Consider the following 23,416-nt stretch of genomic DNA (forward strand, 5'->3'; position numbering starts at 1 on the left):
GGTGCCGTGACCTCGGTTAACCCTCGGCGGCGTTTATTCGCCGCGATCGCCCATCAGCCATTCCAGTTGCACTTCGTGCTGGCCACGCTCGTCGGTGACGTAAATGGTGCCTTCGCTGATCATCACGGCCCAGTTGATGGCGCGCGGCATGTCTTTGGCCAGGTTCTCCAGCGCCTCTTGCGGCACGGCGGCGATGTTGACGTTTTTCAGCATTTTCGCCGAGTCCACCACCTTGCTCTGCCACACGCGCAGGCTGCCGTAGGCCAAGAGGCTGGTGCGTTCGGTGCGGCGCGAACACCAGGTCAGACGATCGGCATCCGGCAAGCCAACTTCGATCCAGTGCAGCACGCGGCCGTCCAGGCTCTTCTCCCACAGCGCCGGTTCATCGACATCCGACAAGCCACGGCCAAAGCTCAATTCTTCGCTGTACCACAGGGCGTAGGCCAGCAGCCGCACGGTCATGCGCTCTTCGGTTTCCGAAGGATGGCGGGCGATGGTCAGGCGCGATGTGGCGTACACGCCCCGGTCGAGGTCGGTGAGGTTGAGGTCGACTTTGTAGGTCGTGGAAGGCTGGGCCATGGTCGGGTGTCTGGGCAGGGGAAAGGTCGGCAAGTCTACCGCAAGCGACCGCTGCGGGTTAGAGTCGCGGCCATTGTCTGCCGCCGGATTGCGCCATGAACCTTGCCAACAAACCCCTCGCCGGGGTGAAAGTCGTTGAACTGGGCACGCTGATCGCCGGGCCGTTCGCCTCGCGCATCTGCGCCGAATTTGGCGCCGAGGTGGTGAAGGTGGAGTCGCCCGATGGCGGCGACCCGCTGCGCAAGTGGCGCAAGTTATACGAAGGCACGTCGCTGTGGTGGTTTGTGCAGGCGCGCAATAAACAGTCGCTGACGCTTAACCTCAAACACCCCGATGGCCGTGAGGTGCTTCGCAAGCTGCTGAGTGAAGCGGACATCCTGATCGAAAACTTCCGACCCGGCGTGCTGGAAAAACTCGGTTTCGGTTGGGACGTTTTGCACGCGCTGAATCCAAACCTGGTGATGGTGCGGCTGTCCGGCTTCGGCCAGACCGGCCCGATGAAAGACCAACCGGGGTTTGGCGCGGTGGGCGAGTCCATGGGCGGGCTGCGTTATATCACCGGCTTCGAAGACCGCCCGCCGGTACGCACCGGCATTTCCATTGGCGACTCGATTGCCGCGCTGTGGGGCGTGATCGGCGCGTTGATGGCGCTGCGGCACCGCGAGGTCAACGGCGGCAAGGGCCAAGTGGTGGACGTGGCGTTGTACGAGGCGATTTTCGCCATGATGGAAAGCATGGTGCCGGAGTTCGATGTGTTCGGGTTTATTCGTGAGCGCACCGGCAACATCATGCCGGGCATCACGCCCTCCTCCATCCACACCAGCGCCGACGGCAAGCACATTCAGATCGGCGCCAACGGCGATGCGATTTTCAAACGCTTTATGCTCGCCATCGGCCGCGCCGACCTGGCGGACGATGCCTCGCTGGCCAGCAACGATGGCCGCGACCTGCGCCGTGATGAGTTGTACGGCGTGATCGACCGTTGGGTTGGCTCGTTGCCGCTGGAAGCGGTGTTGGCCGCGCTTAACGCCGCCGAGGTGCCGGCCAGCCGCATTTTCTCCGCAGAAGACATGTTCGCCGACCCGCAATACCTGGCCCGGGAAATGTTCCTCAGCGCCAAGCTGCCGGACGGCAAAGCCTTCAGGATGCCGGGCATCGTGCCCAAGCTGTCTGACACACCCGGCAGCGCCGAGTGGGTGGGGCCGCAATTGGGCGAGCATAACCACAGCGTGCTGGCGGGCTTGGGGTACAGCGCCGAGCAGATTGCCGCGTTGAAAAGCGCGGGCGCGATCTGACCGCGTCAGTGCCAGCCGGCGCGTGGTTCGCGAGCAAGCTCGCTGCTACAAAATCTCGTACGTCGGTGCCATCTGGATAAGCGCTCTGGACTCCGCCAGGCGCGGCCTTTATCGTTCGCCGACTGAGTAAAGGCGCGTTAGACGCTGACACTCTCCACGCTGTACTCCTGGTGCCCCCGGAGTGTTGTTCTGATGCCTTCACTGCCCTTTTTCCAACGCTTGCTGGTGCTCGCGCTATGCGCCGTCGCTGCCCTCCCCGCGTGGGCGCAGGATAAGCCACGGCTGATCTGGACGATGCGCGACATGCCGCCGTTCACCATTCTCGAAGGCCCGCTCAAAGGCCAGGGCATCGCCGACCGCATGATGAAACGGCTTATCGCCGACTTGCCCCAGTACGAGCACGTATTCAGCCTGGCCAACCGCGCCCGCGCGATGCAGATACTCAACAGCGGCGTGCTGACCTGCGATTCCGGTTTGCTCTGGAGCAAAGAGCGCGAGCAGGTGATGCATTTCTCGATTCCCACCTTGGGCATCCTCACCAACGGCATTGTGGTGCGCAAAAGCGATGAGCCAGAACTGGCCGCTTTTATCCAGGGCGGTGCGTTCGACCTCGAAGCGTTTCTGGCCGACGGCCGCTACAACGTCGGCACGCTGGTGGAGCGCAGTTACGGCAAGGTAATCGACGCCGAACTGCAGCAGGCCAAGCCGGAGCGAATCGTGGTGCACCACGGCATTGATGCCACCTTGAGCTTGCTGCGCATGCAGCAACACCGGCGCCTGACGGCGGTGCTCGGCTACTGGCCAGAAATGCGCTACCAGGGTGAGAACGCCGGCGTGCCGTTGGATGCGCTGAGCTTCTACCCGGTCAAGGGTGTGCCGGTGTATCAGCTGGCGTATGTCACCTGTTCGAAAACGCCGGAAGGCCTGGAGGCGATTAAAGCCATCAATGCGTCCGTGCGCCGGTTGCGTGAGGGCGAGGTGATTGAGCTGTACGCGCAGTGGCTGAATGGGGCGACGCGGGAGGCGTATTTGAAGGCGGCGAAGGGATTTTTTAAGGAGTGAGCGTCTGGGGCTGAAAACCCTCTCCCCCGGCCCCTCTCCCGCAAGCGGGCAGAGGGGAGCAAAGTGCATCGAGGCAAGAAGCGCGATCCGCCCCCTCTCCCGCTTGCGGGAGAGGGCAAGGCCAAACGCAAAACTCCAGCCAGAAAAAAGGCCGGCACCACAGAAGTGGGCCGGCCTTTTTCGTTACCGCTCGCGCTTACAGCGGCTTGCCGCGATTGCCGTGTTCGCTCACAAAGCTCTGCATGGCTTTGATGTCGTTCGGCAGCACGGTGCAGCGCTCGTCACGATCAAACAGATCTTGCAGATGCGGCGGCAAGATCGGGCCTTTGCCGACGCCGGCTTTTTCCACCGCTTCGGGGAATTTCACCGGGTGGGCGGTGCCCAGCACCACCATCGGCGTGCTCAGGCTGCGGCGGCATTCGCGCGCGGCTTTTACGCCAATGGCGGTATGCGGGTCGAGCAACTCACCGCTTTCGGCGTACACCTGGGCGATGGTTTCGCAGGTTTCTTCGTCGCTGACGGCCAGCGAGTCGAACAGCTTGCGTGCTTCGGTCCAGCGATCCTGGTCAACGCTGAAACCACCGCCTTTCTTGAAGGTGGCCATCAGGTCGAAGATCGCGGCGCCGTTGCGGCCGTGCAGGTCGAACAGCAGGCGTTCGAAGTTGGACGACACCATGATGTCCATCGACGGCGACAGCGTGGGGTGCAGCGTGTCTTTCACATACTGATTGCCGCTCATAAAGCGGTGCAGGATGTCGTTGCGGTTGGTGGCGACGATCAATTGGCTGATCGGCAGCCCCATGTTGCGCGCCAGGTAGCCGGCGAAAATGTCGCCGAAGTTGCCGGTCGGCACCGAGAACGCCACCGAACGCGCTGGGCCACCCAATTGCAAGGCGGCGTGAAAGTAGTAAACGATCTGGGCCATGATCCGCGCCCAGTTGATCGAGTTCACCGCCACCAGACGCGTGCCTTTAAGGAAGCTCTGGTCGGCAAAGCTGTCTTTGACCATTTCCTGGCAGTCGTCGAAGTTACCTTCCACGGCGATGTTATGAATGTTGTCGCCGAGGATGGTGGTCATCTGCCGGCGCTGCACTTCCGAGACGCGGTTGTGCGGGTGCAGGATGAAGATGTCAACGTTCTCGCACGCCTTGCAGCCTTCAATGGCGGCCGAACCGGTGTCGCCGGAGGTGGCGCCGATGATCACCACACGCTCGTTGCGCTTGGCCAGCACGTAGTCGAGCAGACGCCCGAGCAGTTGCAAGGCGAAGTCTTTGAACGCCAGGGTCGGGCCGTGGAACAGCTCCAGCACCCACTCGTTGCCGTTTAGCTGACGCAGCGGCGCCACGGCGCTATGGGCGAATACGCCGTAGGTTTCTTCGAGAATCTTTTTGAAATCGGCATCCGGAATGCTGTCGGTTACAAACGGGCGCATCACGCGGAATGCCAGCTCGTGGTACGGCAGGCCGGCCCACGAGGCGATTTCTTCCTGGGTGAAACGCGGCAGGTTTTCCGGCACGTAGAGGCCGCCGTCGCTGGCCAGGCCAGTGAGCAGCACGTCTTCGAAATTCAGCGCAGGCGCTTGGCCGCGGGTACTGATGTAACGCATGGAGAAATCCTCAGCTCAGTTGCTCAACGCGAATACGCACAACGCTGCCAACCACATCGCTCAAGGCCTCGAGGGCGGCGATGGCGTCGTTCATGCGTTGTTCTACTACGCGGTGAGTGACCAGAATCATGGGCACCAGGCCGTCTTGTTCTTCGACTTCCTGCTGCATGATCGATTCGATATTGATGCCGCGCTCCGACAGGATGGTCGCCACCTGGGCAAGCACGCCGGGGTGATCTTTGGCCTGAATGCGCAGGTAGTAAGCGCTCTCGCAGGCTTCGATCGGCAGAATCGGGTGGGTAGACAGCGCGTCCGGCTGGAAGGCCAGGTGCGGCACACGGTTTTCCGGGTCGGTGGTCAGGGCGCGGACCACGTCGACCAGGTCGGCGATCACCGACGATGCGGTGGGCTCCATGCCGGCGCCAGCGCCGTAGAACAGCGTGCTGCCAGCGGCGTCGCCGTTAACCATTACCGCGTTCATCACGCCATTGACGTTGGCGATCAGGCGGTCGGCCGGGATCAGCGTCGGGTGCACGCGCAGCTCGATGCCAGCGGCCGTGCTGCGGGCCACGCCCAGGTGCTTGATGCGATAGCCCAGCGCTTCGGCGTAGTTCACGTCAGCGGTGGTCAGTTTGGTGATGCCTTCGGTGTAGGCCTTGTCGAACTGCAGCGGAATACCAAAGGCGATGGAGGCCAGGATGGTCAGCTTGTGGGCAGCGTCGATGCCTTCAACGTCGAAGGTCGGGTCGGCTTCGGCATAACCCAGCGCCTGGGCTTCGGCCAGCACGTCGGGGAAGGTGCGGCCTTTTTCACGCATTTCGCTGAGGATGAAGTTGCCGGTGCCGTTGATGATGCCGGCCAGCCAGTTGATGCGGTTGGCGGACAAGCCTTCACGGATGGCTTTGATCACCGGAATACCGCCGGCTACGGCAGCTTCGAACGCGACAATCACGCCCTTTTCGCGCGCTTTGGCGAAAATCTCGTTGCCGTGCACGGCGATCAGCGCTTTGTTGGCGGTGACCACGTGCTTGCCGTTTTCGATGGCTTTGAGCACCAATTCATGGGCAACGGTGTAGCCGCCAATGAGCTCGATGACGATGTCAATTTCAGGGTTGGTGGCCACCGCGAACACGTCGTTGGTGGTGGCAATACCGGTAATGTCGCACTGAGGGTTCTGCGAGCGCAGCGCAATCTGCGCCACTTCGATGTCGCGCCCTGCGCGCCGGGCAATTTCCTCGGCGTTGCGCTTGAGCACATTGAACGTACCGCCACCGACGGTACCCAGCCCACAGATGCCTACTTTGACCGGTTTCACCCTGAACTCCCCAGAACTTACTGCGTGAAACGGCCCGGTATTAGCGGGCCGTAAAGATAAAAGAGCCGCACCTTACGAAGCGGCCCGGGTTTAGTCAATCAAGCTACGAGTGCCGCGTTGCAACGAGCGCAGCGGTTTTCACTTGGCCTTCAAAGCCAGAGCGGCAACCTGCGGCGCCGGCTGGTAACCGGGAATCAACTTGCCGTCTGCCAGCACGATGGCCGGCGTGCCGTTGACGCCGATGGACTGGCCGAGGGCGAACTGTTTGTGCACCGGGTTTTCGCATTTGCTGGCTTTGATGTCTTTGCCGTCAACCATTTGGTCCATGGCTTTGCGACGGTCGCTGGAGCACCACACGGCCTGCAATTGCTGGTCACCTTCGGAACCCGGGCCTTGACGCGGGAAAGCCAGGTAACGCACTTCCACACCGCGACGGTTCAGCTCGGCGATTTCGCCGTGCAGTTTGTGGCAGTAAGGGCAGGTGGTATCGGTGAACACCGTGATGTGGGTTTTGGCTTCGCCAACGGCCGGGTAGATGACCATTTCGGCTGTGGGGATGGCATTGATGGTTTTGGCGATGCCTTCGCTTTCGGCTTTTTCGGTCAGGTTGACGGGCTTGCCGTCGTTGACTTCGAACAGGTAGCCCTGCATCACGTATTTGCCGTCGGCGCTGGCGTACAACACGCGGCCACCTTGCATGCGCACTTCATACAACCCATTAAGCGGGCTGGCGGCGATGCTTTCGATGGGAACGTCCATTTGCAGGTTTTCGAGGGTTTTGCGGATGGCCTGGTTGGCATCATCGGCCCACGCAACGCAGCTGCTCACGGCGATAAGGGCAGCAGCAATAATTCGGGTGACGCGCATTGGATACTCCTGGAAAACGCGGCGAAACAGCGAGGGCGAAGCCTACCATACAAGCCCGGCAAAGGCCGACCGCAGCGGGTCGGAAGGTGCAACCGCCTGTGAATGGATGCTCAGCCGCGCGGGTGATGACGGGCGTGTAGTTCCTGCAAGCGGGCGCGGGCGATGTGGGTATAGATCTGCGTGGTCGACAGGTCGCTATGGCCCAGCAGCATTTGCACCACACGAAGGTCGGCGCCATGGTTGAGCAAGTGGGTGGCAAAGGCGTGACGCAAGGTGTGCGGCGACAGCGCCTTGCCGATACCGGCGACCTTGGCGTGGTGCTTGATGCGGTACCAGAACGTCTGCCGGGTCATTTGCTCGCCTCGATTGCTGGGGAACAGCACATCGCTGGGGCGCCCTTCCAGCAGTTGCGGCCGCGCCTCGCGCACGTAGCGCTCGATCCAAACAATCGCTTCTTCACCCAGCGGCACCAGGCGTTCTTTGCTGCCTTTGCCGAATACGCGCAAAACGCCTTGGCGCAGGTTCACTTGCTCTAGCGTCAGGCTGATCAACTCGGTCACCCGCAGGCCGCAGGCGTATAGCACTTCAAGCATGGCGCGGTCGCGCAGGCCTATGGGCTCGGCGGTTTCCGGGGCGGCCAGCAGCGCATCGACGTCGGCTTCAGACAAACTTTTAGGAAGCGGGCGACCCAGCTGCGGCATGTCGACTTGCAAGGTGGGATCGACGGCGATCAGGTTTTCGCGCAGCAAGTACCGGTAGAAACCGCGCACAGCGGAGAGAAACCGCGCGGTCGAACGTGCCACATATTTCTGCTCCAGGCGCCAGGCCAGGTGGTCGAGCAGCACGTCGCGGCCGATGTCCGGCAAGTTCAAACCGCGCTCCTGCAACCAGCCATTGAAGTGGGCCAGGTCGCTGCGATACGCCGAGCGGGAATGCTCGGACAGGCCTTTTTCCATCCACAGCGCGTCGAGAAATTGGTCGATAAGAGGGTGATCAAACGCCGACATAAATAGTCTGTATGTGCCCAGGGAGAGCGCGCTAGTCTTTCACAGCCGCGCCTCGCGTCACAGGCTCAACGCCAAGGAAACCCCATGACTGAACAACATATTCTGTTGGCCCTCGGTGGCATCGGCGCCGCCGCCCTGCTCTGCCAGTGGCTGGCGTGGCGCCTGCGGTTGCCGGCCATTCTGTTTTTGCTGCTGGCCGGCATCAGCGCCGGGCCGGTGTTGGGTTGGCTTGACCCACAGCTGTTGTTTGGCCCGGTGCTGATGCCTCTGGTGTCGTTGTCGGTGTCGCTGATTCTGTTCGAGGGCAGCCTGACCCTGCGTTTCAGCGAGTGGAAAGAAATCGGCACGGTGGTGCGCCGCCTGGTGACGGTCGGCGCGCTGTCGACCTGGGCGGTGATCGCCGTCACCAGCCATTACCTGCTCGGTCTGGAATGGAACCTGGCGGTGCTGTTCGGCACGCTGACGCTGGTAACCGGCCCCACGGTGATCGTGCCGATGCTGCGCGTGGTGCGACCCAAAGCCTCTATTGCCAACATCCTGCGCTGGGAAGGCATCGTCATCGACCCGATTGGCGCGCTACTCGCGGTGGTGGTGTTCAGCTACATCATCAGCAGCGACGGCAACGGCATTCTCAGTGGCTCAGGCACCTTCGCCGGCGTGATCGCCAGCGGCCTGGTGTTCGGCCTGGCCGGCGGCTGGCTGTTCGGGCAGGTACTGCGTCGGCACTGGCTGCCGGAATACCTGCAGAACTTCGCCTCGTTGGCGGCGGTGCTCGGTGTGTTTATTGCGGCCAATCAGGTGATGCATGAGTCCGGGCTGTTGGCGGTCACGGTGATGGGCGTGCTGTTGGCAAACATGAAGGGCGTGGACGTTAAAGAGATCCTGCACTTCAAAGAAAACCTCAGCGTGCTGCTGATTTCCGGTCTGTTTATTTTGCTGGCTGCGCGCCTGGACTTGCAGGCGCTGATCGCCTTCGGCCCTGCGGTGATTGTGTTGCTGCTGGTGATTCAATTCATCGCCCGCCCGCTGAACGTGGCGATTTCCACGTTCCGCTCGAACCTCGACTGGCGCGAACGCGCGCTGCTGGCCTGGATCGCACCGCGTGGGATTGTGGCGGCGGCGGTGTCGGCGATTTTTGCCATTCGCCTGGGCGAGGCTGGGCATCAGGGCGCTGAATTGCTGGTGCCGCTGACGTTCGCGGTGATCATCGGCACGGTGGTTTTGCAGAGCGCCACCGCGCGGCCGTTGGCTCGCCTATTGAAAGTGGCCGAGCCCGCGCCCAATGGCTTTCTGATCGTGGGCGCCCATCCGCCCGCACGCGCCATCGGCAAGGCGCTGCAACAGCTGGGCAGCCGCGTGCTGCTGGCGGACTCCAGTTGGGAAAACGTCAGCGCCGCGCGCATGGACAACCTGCCGACCTACTTCGGCAACCCGGCTTCACAGCACGCCGAAGCGCACTTGGACCAAGTGGGGCTGGGCTTTTTGTTGGCGCTTTCCCCGGCTGGCGAATTGAACACGCTGGCGTGCATGCGCTTTCGCCATGAGTTTCACCGGCGCAATTTGTATGCGCTGGCGAGCGGCCTGGAGAACAAACGCAGCGACAAGCACCGCGCCAGCGATGAGCACCGGGGCAATGTATTTGCCAGCGCCGATCTGACTTACGGCAAGCTCGCCAGCCGCCTTAACCAGGGCGCCCAGATGTACCAGACCACGCTCACCAGCGGCTTCACCTGGGCGGACTACCAAGCGCTGCACGGCGACCGCGCGTTGCTGCTGTTTGCTCGCGACAATCAGGGCCACGTACACGTCGCCACCCCGGCGCAAAGCCTGCAACCGCAGCCGGGTTGGGTGCTGGTGGCCATGATCAACCCGCAGCCGGAATAGGCGTCCGACGGCTGGCGCGCAAATGCCTGAGTCACCCTATCTTTGGGTGGGTGACAGTCAGGGTTTGCGCAGCGATGATTTCATCACGCCACTACTGCACCGGACGTCCCATGGCCACTCAACAGAATTCCCGCCTCGGTCAGATACTGCTGAACAAAGGACTGATCAGCGCCGACCAACTTGCTCAGGCTATTCAACTGCAAACCAGCAGCCGCAAGCGCTTGGGGGAAATCCTCATCGAGCAGGGCCTGGTCAGCGACCGTCAACTGAGCAAGGCACTGAAAAAGCAAAGCAACCTTCGCGTTGCGGCCACGTTGGTCGCGGCGTTGCTTAGTCCGTTCCAGATGGCCAGCGCCGACCTGCACCGCCCGGCGCCGAGTAGTCTCAGCCGCACGCTGCAACCGCTCGATGATGCCGAGATGAGCAACGTCAGCGCTCAGGGCCTGGACGATGTGCTTCAGGGGTTATTTCTGCAGGCCGAGAGCGGCGACGGCGTGGGCACCGCCGCCAAACTGGCGAAGCTGGTGATGCCGGTGCTCAACAGCCTGGATGCGGAAACGTCGATGAAAGACGTGCGTTATGACACCAGCAAACTGACGTCTGTGCGCAATGCCGACGGCAGCGTGAACGTGCGTTTGCCGAGCTCGATTGGTGAGCTGCGTTTCGACAATGTGCGGGTAGCGGGGGCCAATACGAGCCAGAGCATGGGCAGCGTGACGCTTCAGGATATCGATCTGTCGCAAGCATCCCTGCGCATCAGCCTAAGACCATAAATCTCTGTAAGAGCGGCTTCAGCCGCGATGCTGCCAACAAAACATCGCGGCTGAAGCCGCTCTTACAGCTGGTCGGCATATTCAGAACCCCGGCAAAACCGGCACCGGCTGTTTGTTGTCATCAATCGCAACAAAGCTGAACACGCCGGTAATCGCTCGCTCGCGGCCGTCGCTGTACATGCTTTCGACAAACACCTCGACCTCGACCTTCAGGCTGGTGTTGCCAACCTTCACTACGCGCCCTACCAACTCGACGATTGAGCCGGCTGGAATCGGGTGTTTGAAATCGATGCGGTCCGACGACACCGTCACCAGCGGCAACCGGCAAAAGCGGGTGGCGGCAATAAACGACACTTCATCCATCCACGCCAACGCGGTGCCGCCGAACAAGGTGTTGTGGTGGTTAGTGGTCGGCGGGAACACGGCTTTGGTCACGCGGGTTTCCGAGCGCTCGGTGCGTAGCTGGATTTCTTGCTCTCTGGGGGTCATACGAACAGGTCCTGCGCAAACGGTTGGTCAAATCACGGGCAATAAAAAAGCAGCCCGTAGGCTGCTTCTTTTGACAAGGAAGACTGGGATTAAACCAGTTTTTCCTTGATGCGAGCTGCTTTACCAGACAGGTCACGGAGGTAGTAAAGCTTGGCTTTACGTACGTCACCACGACGCTTGACGGCCAGGCTGTCAACCAGCGGGCTGTAGGTCTGGAAGGTACGCTCAACGCCAACACCGTTGGAGATTTTACGTACGGTGAAAGCACTGTTTACGCCGCGGTTGCGCTTGGCGATTACAACGCCTTCGAAAGCTTGCAGACGCGAACGGTCGCCTTCTTTCACTTTAACCTGAACGACAACGGTGTCGCCTGGAGCGAAAGTCGGGATTTCTTTGCTCATCTGCTCGGCTTCGAGGGCCAAGATAATTTTGTTAGTCATGCTGTGCTCCTAAGACAAACCACCGGTTTGCCATCGATACGTTAACTATCGTCCCGTTGCCGGATGTATTCCGCCAACAGCTTTTTCTCTTCTCCAGAAAGCGAGCGGCTTTCCAGAAGATCAGCGCGTCGTTCGCTGGTCCGACCAAGGGACTGTTGCAAACGCCAGCGCCGGATGTGTGCGTGATTGCCGCTAAGCAACACGTCGGGAACACGCTTATCCGCATACACCTCCGGTCGGGTGTAGTGCGGGCAGTCGAGCAAGCCATCCGTAAAGGAGTCTTCCTCGGCCGAATCTGCATGACCCAACGCACCGGGCAGCAGACGCGTTACCGCATCGATCAGAACCATTGCCGGCAGCTCACCGCCGGAAAGGACGTAATCCCCGATCGACCACTCTTCATCAACATGCGTTTCTATAAACCGCTCATCGATGCCTTCATATCGTCCGGCAATGAGGATCAAGGTCTCCTCTTTTGCCAGTTCTCGCACGGCTGACTGAGTCAACTGGCGGCCTTGCGGCGACAGGTAAATCACCTTTGCCTGCGCTCCAGCGGCCTGCTTGGCATCGGCCAAGGCGCCCTCCAGAGGCTTGATCTTCATCACCATGCCGGGGCCACCGCCGAAAGGGCGATCATCCACGGTTTGATGGCGATCTTCGGTGTAGCTTCGTGGGTTCCAACAGGTGAGCTGCAAAAGCCCCTGTTTCACCGCGCGGCTGGTAATGCCGTATTCGCTGATGGCAGCAAACATTTCAGGGAACAAACTGATGACTTCAACACGCAGGCTAGCCATATCTCTACTAACCGTTGCTTAAAAGTCCGCATCCCAGTCAACCCGCATTTCACCGGCTGCCAAGTCGACCGACAGAACACAATGCGCCGTGTAAGGCAGCAAGCGTTCGCGATCATCCAGGCTGCCCGCGCAGGGCTTGACCACCATCACATCGTTAGCGCCGGTCTCCAGCAGGTGGTCGATGATCCCGAGCAGTTGCCCGAGTTGGTCGATCACTTTCAAACCTTTGAGCTGGTACCAGTAGTACTCGCCATCGGTCAGATCTGGCAGCAGGCTGCGGGCAACACAAATGTCGAAACCCGCGAGAAGGCGAGCTTCTTCACGGTCGTCGAGACCCTTCAGCTTTGCTACGAGGACCTTGTTTTGCATGCGGCCCTGGGCTAACTCAACCTGTCGTACATCACCTTCGCGTTTGAGCGTCCAGTGTTTGTAGTCCAGCAGGTTGTCAATCGGATCGGTAAAGGAGAAGACCTTCACCTCGCCGCGAACACCATGCACCGAAACAATCTTACCAATGACGATCAAGTCATCAGCAGGAGCGGGCGTCGCGTTCATGCGGCTTAGGCTGCTGCCTTAGCGGCATCCTTGAGCAACTGAGCAACGCGCTCAGACGGCTGTGCACCCTGGCCGAGCCAGTAAGTAGCACGCTCTTGGTCTACGGACAGACGGATCTCTGCACCGGAAGCGATTGGGTTGAAGAAACCAATACGCTCAACAAAACGACCGTCGCGCGCATTGCGGCTGTCGGTCACGGTGAGGTGGTAAAACGGGCGCTTCTTGGAGCCGCCACGGGCAAGACGGATGGTTACCATGTGAACATCGTTCCTGTAGTCGGTGCTGCAAAACTAAAATTACATGCCAGGCACTAGGCCCGAAAGGCCGCATATTCTAAGGATTATCGGGATTTTTGCAAATCTCTTTTTGCCCTGCCCCGATCACAACCGCTACGCCCCCCGCCCAATGTCGCTTTAGAGCGTAGCGAGCGAAGGACTGGCACGGCAAAAACACGCCAAAAAGCGGAGTTAGCTTAAGGCCAATGAGCATTCCGAGCCTATTTCCAACGCCGCCTGAACGAGCGCAGCAGCTATAAACGGACTTAGAGCTTAGGCATGCCGCCGCCGGGAAACATCCCCCCCATGCCGCGCATCATCTTGGCCATACCGCCTTTTGCAGTGACTTTTTTCATCATCTTCTGCATTTGCTTGTGCTGTTTGATTAGCCGGCCGATGTCTTGCACTTGAGTGCCGGAGCCCATGGCGATGCGACGTTTGCGCGAACCGCTGATTACGTCCGGGTCGCGGCGCTCTTGCGGCGTCATGGAGTTGATGATCGCCTCCATCTGCTTGAACTGCTTCTCGGCCGCGCCCTGGGCGTTGCCCATCTGCGACAGGTTCATGCCGCCAATGTTGGGCAGCTTGTCCATCAGGCCGCCAAGGCCGCCCATGTTCTTCATCTGTTGCAGCTGATCGCGGAAGTCTTCGAGGTCGAAGCCTTTGCCCTTTTTCAGCTTCTTGGCGAGCTTGTCGGCCTTGTCGCGGTCGAGGGTCTGCTCGGCCTGTTCGATCAGGCTGAGCACGTCGCCCATGCCGAGGATGCGTGAGGCGATGCGGTCCGGGTGGAACGGTTCGAGCGCTTCGCTCTTCTCGCCCATACCGATGAATTTGATCGGCTTGCCGGTAATGGCGCGCACCGACAACGCCGCACCGCCACGGGCATCACCGTCAACCTTGGTCAGCACAACGCCAGTCAGCGGCAGTGCATCGCCAAAGGCTTTGGCGGTGTTGGCGGCATCCTGACCGGTCATGGCGTCGACCACGAACAGCGTTTCAACCGGGTTGATCGCGGCGTGAACGGCCTTGATCTCGGCCATCATTTCTTCGTCGATGTGCAAACGACCGGCGGTGTCGACGATCACCACATCGATGAATTTGATCTTGGCTTCGCGGATGGCAGCAGTGGCGATATCCACCGGCTTCTGGCTGATGTCAGACGGGAAGAACGTCACGCCGATGTCGTTGGCCAGCGTTTCCAACTGCTTGATGGCCGCCGGACGATAAACGTCAGCCGACACCACCATCACGGTTTTCTTTTTGCGCTCTTTTAGAAAGCGCGCCAGCTTGCCGGCGGTGGTGGTTTTACCTGCACCCTGCAAACCTGCCATCAACACCACAGCGGGCGGCGTGGCGTTCAATGCCAGATCTTCGTTGGCGGCGCCCATCAACTCTTCGAGTTCGAGACGGACGATTTTCACGAACGCCTGGCCTGGCGTCAGGCTTTTGGAAACCTCGGTGCCGACGGCGCGTTCTTTGACTTTATTAACGAAGTCTTTCACCACCGGCAGCGCGACATCGGCTTCCAGCAAGGCCATGCGCACTTCGCGCAGGGTGTCCTTGATGTTGTCCTCGGTCAGCTTGGCCTTGCCGGTGACGTGGCGCAGGGTCTGCGAGAGGCGGTCGGTTAGATTTTCGAACATGCGCGTTCCTTTCAGGCGGTCTGGCGCCGGGTTGAGCTTGCGGCAAGGGCGCGATTATAACCAAGACGCCTGCATGCCGACACCGCTGCCGGTCTTTCGTGAAACGCGCGTTTTATGCCACACTCTCGCCCTTTCGGGCTCGCCTAACACGGACTTATGCACCCTCTGCTGCCAAGCCTCGCCGCTGCCTTTCTTTATATAGGCGCTACTGCTTACCAAGGCCTGCGCCTTTCCCAACGCGCACTGCCCTCCAAACGCGTGCTCGCCCCGCTGGTGTTACTGGCGTTGTTCTTCCACGGCGGAACGCTGTTCGCGCAGCTGAATGCCGAAGCTGGCCTGGCGCTGGACTTTTTCAATGCCGCCAGCCTGATTGCCTACGCAGCGATTCTGCTGACCATCGTCGCCAGCGCACGCATTCCGGTGCTCAATCTGCTGCTGCTGTTCTTGCCACTGGGCTGCCTGACGGTGCTGCTCGCCCAGTTCGTGCCCGCCGGCACCGTGCCGGTGATCAACGAAAAACCGGGCATTCTTGCGCACATTCTTCTGTCGATTCTGGCCTACGGCATGCTTACCATCGCCGCGTTCCAGGCGTTGCTCTTGCTGCTGCAAGACCACCAGCTCAAGCACAAGCACCCCTCCGGTCTGATCAAGAATTTCCCGCCGCTGCAAACCATGGAAAGCCTGCTGTTCGGGTTCCTCTGGGCTGGCTGGGCGCTGCTGAGCCTGTCGTTGATTTCCGGCTGGCTGTTTCTCGACAACCTGTTCGCCCAGCATCTGGTGCACAAAACCTTCCTTGCTTGCGTGGCCTGGCTGATCTTCGCCGTGCTCTTGTGGGGTCGCCATCAGCGCGGCTGGCGCGGGCACAAGGCAATTCGCTGGACACTGGCCGGCTTCTGCCTGCTGATGCTGGCGTATTTCGGTAGCAAACTGGTACGTGAATTCATCCTGCATATCTAGGCCGCGCCGTGTCTGAGTTGAATCCGCAGTACCTGCTGGGCCTGCTGGCGTTGCTGATCGTTTTATCAGCATTCTTTGCCAGCGCCGAAACCAGCCTGTTAAGCCTCAATCGCTACCGCCTGCGCTACCTGGCGAAACAAGGACGTCGTGGCGCCAAGCGCGCCAGCACCCTGCTCAACCGCCCGCAATTGCTGCTCGGCGTGCTGCATTTCTGCAACACGCTGGTGACCGTGCTCGCCACCACCGTCGCCGCTTTGCTCGCCACGTCACTATGGGGCGAACTGGGCCTGATTCTCTCCACCCTCGGTCTCACCCTCGCGTTGCTGCTATTCGCCGACATCACGCCAAGAACCCTCGCCGTGCTGCGCCCCGAAGCGTTCGCGTTCCCCTTCAGCGCGCCGCTGCGCCTACTGGTCGAACTGCTGGCACCGCTGGTGTGGCTACTGAATGCAGTGAGCAACGGCTTGCTGCGCCTGTGTGGTATCGACCCCACGCGCAAGCGCAAAGACGGCTTGAGTCCAGAGGAACTGCGCAGCGTGGTGCGCGAAGCCACGCACGAGCTGCCAGAGAATCGCCAGAGCATGCTGTTGAGCATTCTCGATCTGGAAACCGTGACCGTTAACGACATCATGATTCCGCGCAACGAGGTCACGGGCATCAACCTCGACGACCCGCTGGAAGACATCATTACCCAGCTGCGTACCACCTCGCACACGCGCCTGCCGGTGTTTCGCAGCGACCTCAATCAGGTTGAAGGCGTGGTGCATATGCGCCAGATCGCGCGGCTACTCACCCACGATCAGTTGACCATCGAGGCGCTTAGCGCGGCAGCCCACGAGCCTTATTTCGTGCCGGAAAGCACGCCGCTGTCGACCCAGCTGCTGAATTTCCAGAAGCAGAAACGCCGCATCGGCATCGTGGTCGATGAGTACGGCGACGTGCAGGGCATCGTCACGCTGGAAGACATCCTTGAGGAAATCGTCGGCGACTTCAGCAATCAGGACGCTTTGCGCAGCCCCGATATTCACCCGCAGGAAGACGGCACCCAAGTGATCGACGGCGCCGCGTACATTCGCGAAGTGAACAAGGCGCTGGGCTGGAGCCTGCCGTGCGACGGACCGAAAACCCTCAACGGACTCATCACCGAAGCGCTGGAGAATATTCCCGACAGCGCCGTATGCCTGAAAATCGGCCCGTATCGCCTGGAAATTCTGCAATCCACCGATAACCGTGTGAAAAGCGTGCGCGTCTGGCGCCCTGCCCCACGCGTGACGCCGAGCGAAAACGCCCAATAGGCGCACCACTGGCGAAAAGTGTAATTGTCAGCGCCTGCGCCGGGCTTTTATAGTCGTCGTACCTCTCGCCCGCCTGCCATCCGCAGACCGGCCCGTGCCGCACCGAAGGCCCCACAAAGTCCCCTTCTCAAGCGGCACACCGCCAGCGTTTTACCCCCATGCGCTACCAATAATATTCGCTTCGGCCATGGCCCCGCCCATGGAACCGAGCCCTGCCCAGTGAAGGCTCAGCATGACCAGCGCTATCGCAACCCCCGCCCGCGACGACAGCAAACCGGTGAACTCCACCACGCGCGTCGCCACCGCCAGTTTTATTGGCACCGCTATCGAGTTCTACGATTTCTACGTGTACGCGACCGCCGCTGCACTGGTGATCGGTCCGGTGTTTTTTCCCGCCGAATCGACCACGGCGCAAACCCTGGCGGCGTTTCTGAGTTTTGGCATCGCCTTCCTCGCCCGCCCTCTGGGCTCGGCGCTGTTCGGCCATTTCGGCGACCGCGTCGGCCGCAAGTCCACACTGGTTGCCTCACTGTTGCTGATGGGCGTGTGTACCACGTTGATCGGCGTGCTGCCGGGCTACAGCAGCATCGGTGCCTGGGCGCCCATTTTGTTGTGCCTGCTGCGCTTCGGTCAGGGCCTGGGCCTTGGCGGTGAGTGGGGCGGCGCCGCATTGCTGGCCACCGAAAACGCACCGGCTGGCAAACGCGGCTGGTTCGGCATGTTCCCGCAGCTTGGCCCATCGATCGGCTTTCTGGCCGCCAACGGATTGTTCCTGACGCTGGCCATGACCCTGACCGACGAGCAATTTCGCGAGTGGGGCTGGCGCATTCCGTTCCTGCTCAGTGCCGTGCTGGTGATGGTTGGCCTGTACGTTCGCCTGAAGCTGGAAGAAACGCCGGTATTTGCCAACGCCGTCGCCCGTCACGAGCGGGTGAAAGTGCCGCTGTTCGAGCTTTTCGGCCAATACTGGGCGCCCATGCTGCTGGGCGCGGGCGCCATGGTGGTGTGCTACGCGCTGTTCTACATCTCCACGGTGTTTTCCCTGAGCTACGGCGTGGCCAGCCTGGGTTACACGCGGGAAACCTTCCTCGGCTTGTTGTGTTTTGCCGTGGTGTTCATGGCCCTGGCCACGCCGCTGTCGGCGTGGGCGAGCGACCGTTATGGGCGCAAACCAGTGCTGATCGTGGGCGGCGTGCTGGCGATTTTGTCGGGCTTCTTGATGGAACCGCTGCTCACCCACGGTTCGACCTGGGCGGTGGCGCTGTTCTTGAGCATCGAGCTGTTCTTGATGGGCGTGACCTTCGCACCCATGGGCGCCCTGCTTCCCGAACTGTTTCCCACACGCGTGCGCTACACCGGCGCGTCGGCGGCCTACAACCTCGGCGGCATCGTGGGCGCCTCGGCGGCTCCGTTCTTTGCGCAGAAATTGGTGGCGATGGGCGGATTGAGTTGGGTGGGCGGGTATGTGTCGGCGGCAGCGTTGCTGAGTTTGCTGGCAGTGCTGTGCTTGAAGGAGACCAGCAAGGCGGACCTGCAGAAGATCGCTTAGCGGTCTGCTGCGCGTCGGCCAGGCTGCGTTGAATCAGATGCCCGGAATGCTCATTGACTACAGTCAACTCCGCTTCCGGTCACCTGATTCGCCTTGCCTGGCTCTAGCTCGCGAGACCGCTTAGCTATGTCCCTGTAGGAGCGAGCTTGCTCGCGAAGCCCTTGAATCAAAAGCTTCGCGAGCAAGCTCGCTCCTACGGGTACGGGTTACGCGTTACAGCTCGACCACTACGGCTTGCGCTGCACGAGTCGCTTTAGCGCGGGCGGCATCGGTGGATTCATCACGCGCCAGGGCAACGCCCATGCGGCGCTGACCGTTGACTTCCGGCTTGCCGAACAGACGCAGCGCGGTGTCCGGCTCGCTCAAGGCGGCGCCGAGGTTGCTGAATGCAGTTTGCGTGGAGCTGCCTTCTACCAGTACCACCGCCGAGGCCGATGGGCCCAGTTGGCGAATGGCGGGAATTGGCAGGCCGAGAATGGCGCGGGCGTGCAGGGCGAATTCCGACAGGTCTTGAGAAATCAGGGTGACCAAACCGGTGTCATGCGGGCGCGGCGAGATTTCGCAGAACCACACCTGATCGCCCTTCACGAACAATTCCACGCCAAACAGACCACGGCCACCCAGCGAACCGGTAACGGCCAGGGCGATGCGCTCGGCTTCGGCGCGCGCTTTGTCGCTCATCACCTGCGGTTGCCACGATTCCTGGTAATCGCCTTTGACCTGACGATGGCCGACCGGCTGGCAGAACGTGGTGCCGCCGACATGGCGCACGGTCAGCAGGGCGATTTCGTAGTCGAAGTCGATAAACCCTTCAACAATCACACGACCTTTGCCGGCACGGCCACCGGCTTGGGCGTAGTCCCAGGCGGCTTGCAGGTCGGCCGCGCTTTTCAGCACGGACTGGCCTTTGCCCGACGAACTCATGATCGGTTTGATCAGGCACGGAAAGCCCACGGCTTCAGTAGCCGCCTTGGCTTCTTCAAAGGTGTCGGCGAAGCGGTACGGCGAAGTCGGCAAGCCAAGCTCTTCGGCGGCCAGGCGGCGGATGCCTTCGCGGTTCATGGTCAGTTGCGCCGCGCGCGCAGTCGGAATCACGGTGAAGCCTTCGTTCTCCAGCTCGGCCAGGGTGGCGGTGGCGATGGCTTCGATTTCCGGCACGATGTAGTGCGGTTTTTCCAGTTCGATGACGGCGCGCAGGGCGGCGCCGTCGAGCATGTCCACCACGTGACTGCGGTGCGCCACTTGCATCGCCGGGGCGTTCGGGTAGCGGTCTACGGCAATCACTTCAACGCCCAGGCGCTGCAGTTCGATAACCACTTCTTTGCCCAACTCACCCGAGCCGCACAGCAAGACGCGCGTCGCGCTGGGCGACAAGGGGGATCCGATACGAGGCATGAGGTTTTCCTTCACGTTGCAGTTTGAAAAATAGAGGGTCATTAAACAGGTTTGCTGGTTTCAGTCAGCAGGCCACTGGCGCGCGCACGTTGCAGGCAGTAGCCGAGCACCAGGCGGCGCTCGGCATTGTCCATTCGGCCCCAGCGGGTAATTTCGTCGGCGGTGCGCTGACAGCCGGTGCAGACGTCATCGTCATCCAGCGCGCACACGCTCACACAAGGGGAGCGCACCGGGCGTTCGGCGTCCATCAGTCGTCCTGCTCCGCCAGGTCGCGGGCGTAGCGCTGCGAATTATGAACGTAGTGGGCGGCGCTGGCTTCGAGCATTTTCTTCTGTGCGTCGTTGAGCTCACGCACCACTTTGCCGGGCGAACCCATGACCAGCGAGCCATCGGGAATTTCCTTGCCTTCGCCGATCAGCGAGTTGGCACCGATGATGCAGTACTTGCCGATTTTGGCGCCGTTGAGAATCACCGCGTTAATGCCGATCAGGCTGTAATCGCCCACGGTGCAGCCGTGCAACATGGCGTTGTGGCCGATGGTGACGCCGGTGCCGATGTTCAGCGGAAAACCCATATCGGTGTGCATCACGGTGCCGTCTTGCACGTTGCTGTTGTGGCCGATGTGAATCAACTCGTTGTCGCCGCGCAGCACGGCGTTGAACCACACGCTGGCGCCGGGTTCCAGTTTTACCTTGCCGACCAGCGTTGCGTTGGGCGCAACCCAGCTTTCGGGATGGGTTTCGACACTCGACTGTCCCAAGCGGTATTTCATAAACGGTTCCTCACGGCGGCTTGTCTAACGAGCGGCTCAGCTCAGGCTGATGTAATGCTCTGGCGGTTGGTGCAGGGAAATGTTGGCGTCGTACAGCAGGTTGACCAGCTCGACCACCATGATCGCCGTCAGCCCCCAGATTTTGTATTCGCCGTAGCGGTAGCTCGGCACGTACCAATCGCGGCCGCGGTAGTCGATACGGTGGGTGACTTCGCGAGGGTCGCTGCGGAAGAACTCCAACGGCACGCTAAACACCGAGGCGATTTCGCCATCGTTGGCCTGGTACTCGACGAAGTCTGGCACCACGCCCACATACGGCGTGACCTGAATGCCGTGGCGCGAAACCAGGCTACTCAGGGGGCCGATAATTTCGACCAGACCCGGCGGCAGGCCGATTTCCTCTTGCGCTTCGCGCAGGGCGGTGGCGACCAGATCGGCGTCTTCAGGATCACGACGGCCGCCCGGAAAGGCCACTTCGCCGCCGTGGGTCGACAACCCACTGGCGCGCAGGGTGAGCACCAATTCGGGGGCATCGCTGCGGGTGATCGGCACCAGAACGGCGGCTTCAGGAAAGCTTCGGTCGGTGCCCAGAACGACTGGCTGGTAGTCGCGAACGCGCTGGAGCAACTCATCGAGCATGGGGAATTCTCGGTCTTTTGTTCTGCGGGGCATGATGGCATGAAAGCGCAAAGCTGCCCAAGCCCCGCACCGCCGACTGCTTGGCTTTGGCGGCCATGCCTTGCTCCTGACTGCCGGGCACGCGAAGATGCGCCACACAGCCGCAACCACGCCCAGGAGCCGGGATGAAATTTTGCAGCCAGTGCGGCAACAGCGTGTCGCAACGAATTCCAGAGGGTGACGGCCGCATGCGTTACGTGTGCGACACCTGTAACACCATTCACTACCAAAACCCGCGCATCGTCGCCGGCTGCGTGCCGGTGTGGGGCGATCAGGTGTTGATGTGCCGCCGCGCCATTGAGCCGCGCCGAGGCTTCTGGACGCTACCGGCCGGCTTTATGGAAAACAGCGAAACCATGGCCGAAGCCGCCATGCGCGAAACCGAAGAAGAAGCCTGCGCCCGCGTGCGCGACCTGCAGTTGTACGCGCTGTACGACCTGCCGCACATCAGCCAGGTGTACGTGTTTTTCCGCGCCGAGCTGGCCGATCTGGATTTCGCCGTGGGCGAGGAAAGCCTGGAAGTGAAACTGTTCGATGAGGCCGACATCCCTTGGTCCGAGCTGGCTTTCCCGACCGTAGGCCGTACCTTAGAATGTTTTTTCGCCGACCGGGTCGCCCAACACTTCCCGGTGCGCAATGAGCCGCTAGAAGCTCTGCGCCCACACTTCGTCTCTGGTAAACAGAGCAGCGTCTGAACACACAACACTCGAGCCGCTTCGCGCGGTTCAACACCTGGAAACTGCACCAATGCGCTGGTTGTTAGCTGCCGTCTGCCTGTCGTTTGCGATGCTCTCGCATGCCTCCACCACCGTAACCCTGGACGGCAAAACCGTGGACAAGGTGCTGGTGATGAAAGCCGAACACAAACTCGTACTGATGAACCGCGGTGAAACGCTGAAGAGCTACCGCATCTCGCTCGGCAAAGCCCCCAAAGGCGCTAAGCAACGCGAAGGCGACCACAAAACGCCCGAGGGCTATTACTGGATCGACTGGCGCAAGCCCAGCGACAAGTACAACCTCTCCATGCACATCTCCTACCCCAACATCAAAGACCAGGCCAATGCGCGCCAGGCAGGCGTACCGCCAGGCGGCATGATCATGATTCATGGCACGCCCATCGATGATGAGTTTCCGGAGTGGTACTTCCATACCCTCGACTGGACCGAGGGCTGCATCGCCATGAAGAACGATGACATGCGTGAGGTGTGGAATTTGGTGAAGGACGGGACGTTGATCGAGATTCGCCCCTGATTCGCTGTACTGCTTGCTGCAGGAGCGGCTTTAGCCGCGATGCTTTGGGGAGATAAAAGCATCGCGGCTAAAGCCGCTCCTACAGGGTTAGGAGCCGTAGCGAGAACAACAAAGGCTCCCGAGGGCGCCTTTTTTTATTCAGAAAACCAGGTCCGACAGGCGCCAGACCTCAAACGCCGGCGTCTCGTACGGATGCGCCTGGCGCAGCGCTTTCACTGCGTCGTGTATCAACTCATCCGCCACCACCAGCTCCACTTTCCATTCGGCCACGTGCTCCAGCACGCCGGTCTGTCCGATAAAGGCATTACTGCCGGGCAGCGGGCGGAACTGTCCTTGGCCCAGACCCTGCCAGCAGCAACTGTCGTAATTCCCTATGCGTCCTGCACCCGCTCCAAACACAGCATTCTTGACCACGTCCAGATGGCTTTCCGGAACGTAAAAACACAGCTTGTACATCGAGGTCTCCACGGAGCATTCACATGCTTTACCAATGCAGGAACCTGGCGCCAATTTCTCAGCGCGCAGTGATGGCATATTGCCTTATTCCCGCGTAAGGGCGCAATTTCACAATGCTTGTTGGAGTGCGCAGAGGCGCCAAGTGTTCAGCTGTTGTGTGCTAACGCGTTTATGTACCCGACCAGAAGCGCCGCCATTTCGCTCGCCACGACGGCGCCGGCGGCGCATGGCAGCCATCGCAAAACGGCAATTGCCGGGACCGCCCGCAGCGGCACAGCAACAGGCGTTGCTCACGCTTGGCAGTGAAGACCAGCGCGTATTCGCACGTGGAGGAGCAGTCAGGGAGCTGGGCTGATTGGCCACAGGTGCACAACCGCAAGGTGGCGCCGGCCTGAAGCAGGCGCACCTCGGGAAGTGACGGGGAATTTTCGTTAATGCCAGGAGCAGGATTGCCCTGCTCCCGTTGTTCGCTCACGGCG

At 60.9% G+C, this 23,416-nt stretch carries 26 protein-coding genes; 9 read left to right on the plus strand and 17 right to left on the minus strand.

The window, feature by feature from the left end; translation table 11 throughout:
* Positions 1-33: 33 nt before the first annotated feature.
* Complete coding sequence (locus tag AC0IW7_RS02745; protein ID WP_471815623.1) at positions 34-579, minus strand: YaeQ family protein; 546 nt, start codon at positions 577-579, stop codon at positions 34-36.
* 95 nt (positions 580-674) lie between these two features.
* Between AC0IW7_RS02745 and AC0IW7_RS02750 the strand changes: the two genes are divergently transcribed.
* Both AC0IW7_RS02750 and AC0IW7_RS02755 read left to right on the plus strand, forming a co-directional pair.
* The gene (locus AC0IW7_RS02750) at positions 675-1,874 is read left to right on the plus strand and encodes a CaiB/BaiF CoA transferase family protein (protein ID WP_471815624.1); all 1,200 of its coding nucleotides are present in this window, start codon (positions 675-677) and stop codon (positions 1,872-1,874) included.
* 192 nt (positions 1,875-2,066) lie between these two features.
* Positions 2,067-2,936 carry a TIGR02285 family protein gene (locus tag AC0IW7_RS02755; protein ID WP_122492754.1) on the plus strand — a complete coding sequence of 290 codons (870 nt, stop codon included), beginning with the start codon at positions 2,067-2,069 and terminating at the stop codon, positions 2,934-2,936.
* A gap of 196 nt (positions 2,937-3,132) precedes the next feature.
* Here AC0IW7_RS02755 and thrC read toward each other — a convergent pair whose 3' ends face one another.
* The 4 genes from thrC to xerD all read right to left on the minus strand — a co-directional run bounded on the left by thrC (position 3,133) and on the right by xerD (position 7,731).
* Entirely contained in the window at positions 3,133-4,542 is a 1,410-nt protein-coding gene (gene thrC, locus AC0IW7_RS02760) for a threonine synthase (RefSeq protein ID WP_471815625.1), read from the minus strand.
* Positions 4,543-4,552: 10 nt separating this feature from the next.
* Positions 4,553-5,857 (minus strand): homoserine dehydrogenase, encoded by a 1,305-nt coding sequence (locus tag AC0IW7_RS02765; protein ID WP_122452005.1) that lies wholly within the window; start codon positions 5,855-5,857, stop codon positions 4,553-4,555.
* Positions 5,858-5,995: 138 nt separating this feature from the next.
* A complete protein-coding gene (dsbC, locus tag AC0IW7_RS02770) occupies positions 5,996-6,724 on the minus strand; it encodes a bifunctional protein-disulfide isomerase/oxidoreductase DsbC (RefSeq protein ID WP_463541308.1) in 729 nt (242 codons plus the stop codon).
* Positions 6,725-6,834: 110 nt separating this feature from the next.
* The gene (xerD, locus tag AC0IW7_RS02775; protein ID WP_471815626.1) at positions 6,835-7,731 is read right to left on the minus strand and encodes a site-specific tyrosine recombinase XerD; all 897 of its coding nucleotides are present in this window, start codon (positions 7,729-7,731) and stop codon (positions 6,835-6,837) included.
* 84 nt (positions 7,732-7,815) lie between these two features.
* Between xerD and AC0IW7_RS02780 the strand changes: the two genes are divergently transcribed.
* Together AC0IW7_RS02780 and AC0IW7_RS02785 are read left to right on the plus strand one after the other, a co-directional pair.
* The gene (locus tag AC0IW7_RS02780) at positions 7,816-9,615 is read left to right on the plus strand and encodes a cation:proton antiporter (RefSeq protein WP_471815627.1); all 1,800 of its coding nucleotides are present in this window, start codon (positions 7,816-7,818) and stop codon (positions 9,613-9,615) included.
* Between the two features lie 110 nt (positions 9,616-9,725).
* The gene (locus tag AC0IW7_RS02785) at positions 9,726-10,388 is read left to right on the plus strand and encodes a hypothetical protein (protein WP_463551599.1); all 663 of its coding nucleotides are present in this window, start codon (positions 9,726-9,728) and stop codon (positions 10,386-10,388) included.
* Positions 10,389-10,469: 81 nt separating this feature from the next.
* On the opposite strand, the gene AC0IW7_RS02790 is transcribed toward AC0IW7_RS02785, so the two are convergent.
* The 6 genes from AC0IW7_RS02790 to ffh form a co-directional block, all read right to left on the minus strand.
* Positions 10,470-10,877: an acyl-CoA thioesterase gene (locus tag AC0IW7_RS02790; protein ID WP_122492761.1), complete on the minus strand. Its 408-nt coding sequence runs from the start codon at positions 10,875-10,877 to the stop codon at positions 10,470-10,472.
* 89 nt (positions 10,878-10,966) lie between these two features.
* Complete coding sequence (rplS, locus tag AC0IW7_RS02795; protein ID WP_108095773.1) at positions 10,967-11,317, minus strand: 50S ribosomal protein L19; 351 nt, start codon at positions 11,315-11,317, stop codon at positions 10,967-10,969.
* Between the two features lie 41 nt (positions 11,318-11,358).
* Complete coding sequence (trmD, locus tag AC0IW7_RS02800) at positions 11,359-12,111, minus strand: tRNA (guanosine(37)-N1)-methyltransferase TrmD (RefSeq protein WP_122492762.1); 753 nt, start codon at positions 12,109-12,111, stop codon at positions 11,359-11,361.
* Between the two features lie 18 nt (positions 12,112-12,129).
* Positions 12,130-12,666: a ribosome maturation factor RimM gene (gene rimM / locus AC0IW7_RS02805; RefSeq protein ID WP_471815628.1), complete on the minus strand. Its 537-nt coding sequence runs from the start codon at positions 12,664-12,666 to the stop codon at positions 12,130-12,132.
* A gap of 5 nt (positions 12,667-12,671) precedes the next feature.
* Entirely contained in the window at positions 12,672-12,923 is a 252-nt protein-coding gene (gene rpsP / locus AC0IW7_RS02810) for a 30S ribosomal protein S16 (RefSeq protein ID WP_108095776.1), read from the minus strand.
* A 284-nt stretch (positions 12,924-13,207) separates the two neighbouring features.
* Positions 13,208-14,584, minus strand: coding sequence for a signal recognition particle protein (gene ffh, locus AC0IW7_RS02815; protein ID WP_471815629.1), 1,377 nt, complete (start codon positions 14,582-14,584; stop codon positions 13,208-13,210).
* 156 nt (positions 14,585-14,740) lie between these two features.
* On the opposite strand from ffh, the gene AC0IW7_RS02820 reads away from it, so the two are divergent.
* The 3 genes from AC0IW7_RS02820 (at position 14,741) to AC0IW7_RS02830 (ending at position 18,385) form a co-directional block, all read left to right on the plus strand.
* The gene (locus AC0IW7_RS02820; RefSeq protein ID WP_471815630.1) at positions 14,741-15,541 is read left to right on the plus strand and encodes a cytochrome C assembly family protein; all 801 of its coding nucleotides are present in this window, start codon (positions 14,741-14,743) and stop codon (positions 15,539-15,541) included.
* Positions 15,542-15,549: 8 nt separating this feature from the next.
* A complete protein-coding gene (locus tag AC0IW7_RS02825) occupies positions 15,550-16,836 on the plus strand; it encodes an HlyC/CorC family transporter (protein ID WP_471815631.1) in 1,287 nt (428 codons plus the stop codon).
* A gap of 232 nt (positions 16,837-17,068) precedes the next feature.
* A complete protein-coding gene (locus AC0IW7_RS02830) occupies positions 17,069-18,385 on the plus strand; it encodes an MFS transporter (RefSeq protein ID WP_471815632.1) in 1,317 nt (438 codons plus the stop codon).
* A 213-nt stretch (positions 18,386-18,598) separates the two neighbouring features.
* Here the strand turns inward: AC0IW7_RS02830 and purT are convergent, their stop codons facing one another.
* Genes purT through AC0IW7_RS02850 form a run of 4 tightly spaced genes read right to left on the minus strand, consistent with a single transcriptional unit; the run spans position 18,599 to position 21,191 of the window.
* A complete protein-coding gene (purT, locus tag AC0IW7_RS02835; protein ID WP_471815633.1) occupies positions 18,599-19,780 on the minus strand; it encodes a formate-dependent phosphoribosylglycinamide formyltransferase in 1,182 nt (393 codons plus the stop codon).
* Positions 19,781-19,821: 41 nt separating this feature from the next.
* Positions 19,822-20,031 (minus strand): DUF1289 domain-containing protein, encoded by a 210-nt coding sequence (locus tag AC0IW7_RS02840; protein ID WP_122492769.1) that lies wholly within the window; start codon positions 20,029-20,031, stop codon positions 19,822-19,824.
* On the minus strand, positions 20,028-20,552 hold the full coding sequence (locus AC0IW7_RS02845; RefSeq protein ID WP_471815634.1) for a gamma carbonic anhydrase family protein: 525 nt from the start codon (positions 20,550-20,552) through the stop codon (positions 20,028-20,030). Before AC0IW7_RS02845 ends, AC0IW7_RS02840 begins: the two co-directional genes overlap by 4 nt.
* Before the next feature lie 36 nt (positions 20,553-20,588).
* The gene (locus AC0IW7_RS02850; RefSeq protein ID WP_463552168.1) at positions 20,589-21,191 is read right to left on the minus strand and encodes a CoA pyrophosphatase; all 603 of its coding nucleotides are present in this window, start codon (positions 21,189-21,191) and stop codon (positions 20,589-20,591) included.
* A 164-nt stretch (positions 21,192-21,355) separates the two neighbouring features.
* Here AC0IW7_RS02850 and AC0IW7_RS02855 point away from each other — a divergent pair, with 164 nt between their 5' ends.
* Together AC0IW7_RS02855 and AC0IW7_RS02860 are read left to right on the plus strand one after the other, a co-directional pair.
* On the plus strand, positions 21,356-21,925 hold the full coding sequence (locus tag AC0IW7_RS02855; protein WP_463551593.1) for an NUDIX hydrolase: 570 nt from the start codon (positions 21,356-21,358) through the stop codon (positions 21,923-21,925).
* A gap of 52 nt (positions 21,926-21,977) precedes the next feature.
* Entirely contained in the window at positions 21,978-22,481 is a 504-nt protein-coding gene (locus AC0IW7_RS02860; protein ID WP_471815635.1) for a L,D-transpeptidase family protein, read from the plus strand.
* A gap of 138 nt (positions 22,482-22,619) precedes the next feature.
* On the opposite strand, the gene AC0IW7_RS02865 is transcribed toward AC0IW7_RS02860, so the two are convergent.
* Positions 22,620-22,937, minus strand: coding sequence for a Nif3-like dinuclear metal center hexameric protein (locus tag AC0IW7_RS02865; protein ID WP_122492774.1), 318 nt, complete (start codon positions 22,935-22,937; stop codon positions 22,620-22,622).
* Positions 22,938-23,106: 169 nt separating this feature from the next.
* Positions 23,107-23,412 (minus strand): CDGSH iron-sulfur domain-containing protein, encoded by a 306-nt coding sequence (locus AC0IW7_RS02870; RefSeq protein WP_471815636.1) that lies wholly within the window; start codon positions 23,410-23,412, stop codon positions 23,107-23,109.
* Positions 23,413-23,416 lie beyond the last annotated feature (4 nt).

The sequence above is a fragment of the Pseudomonas sp. AC229 genome (assembly GCF_979254655.1).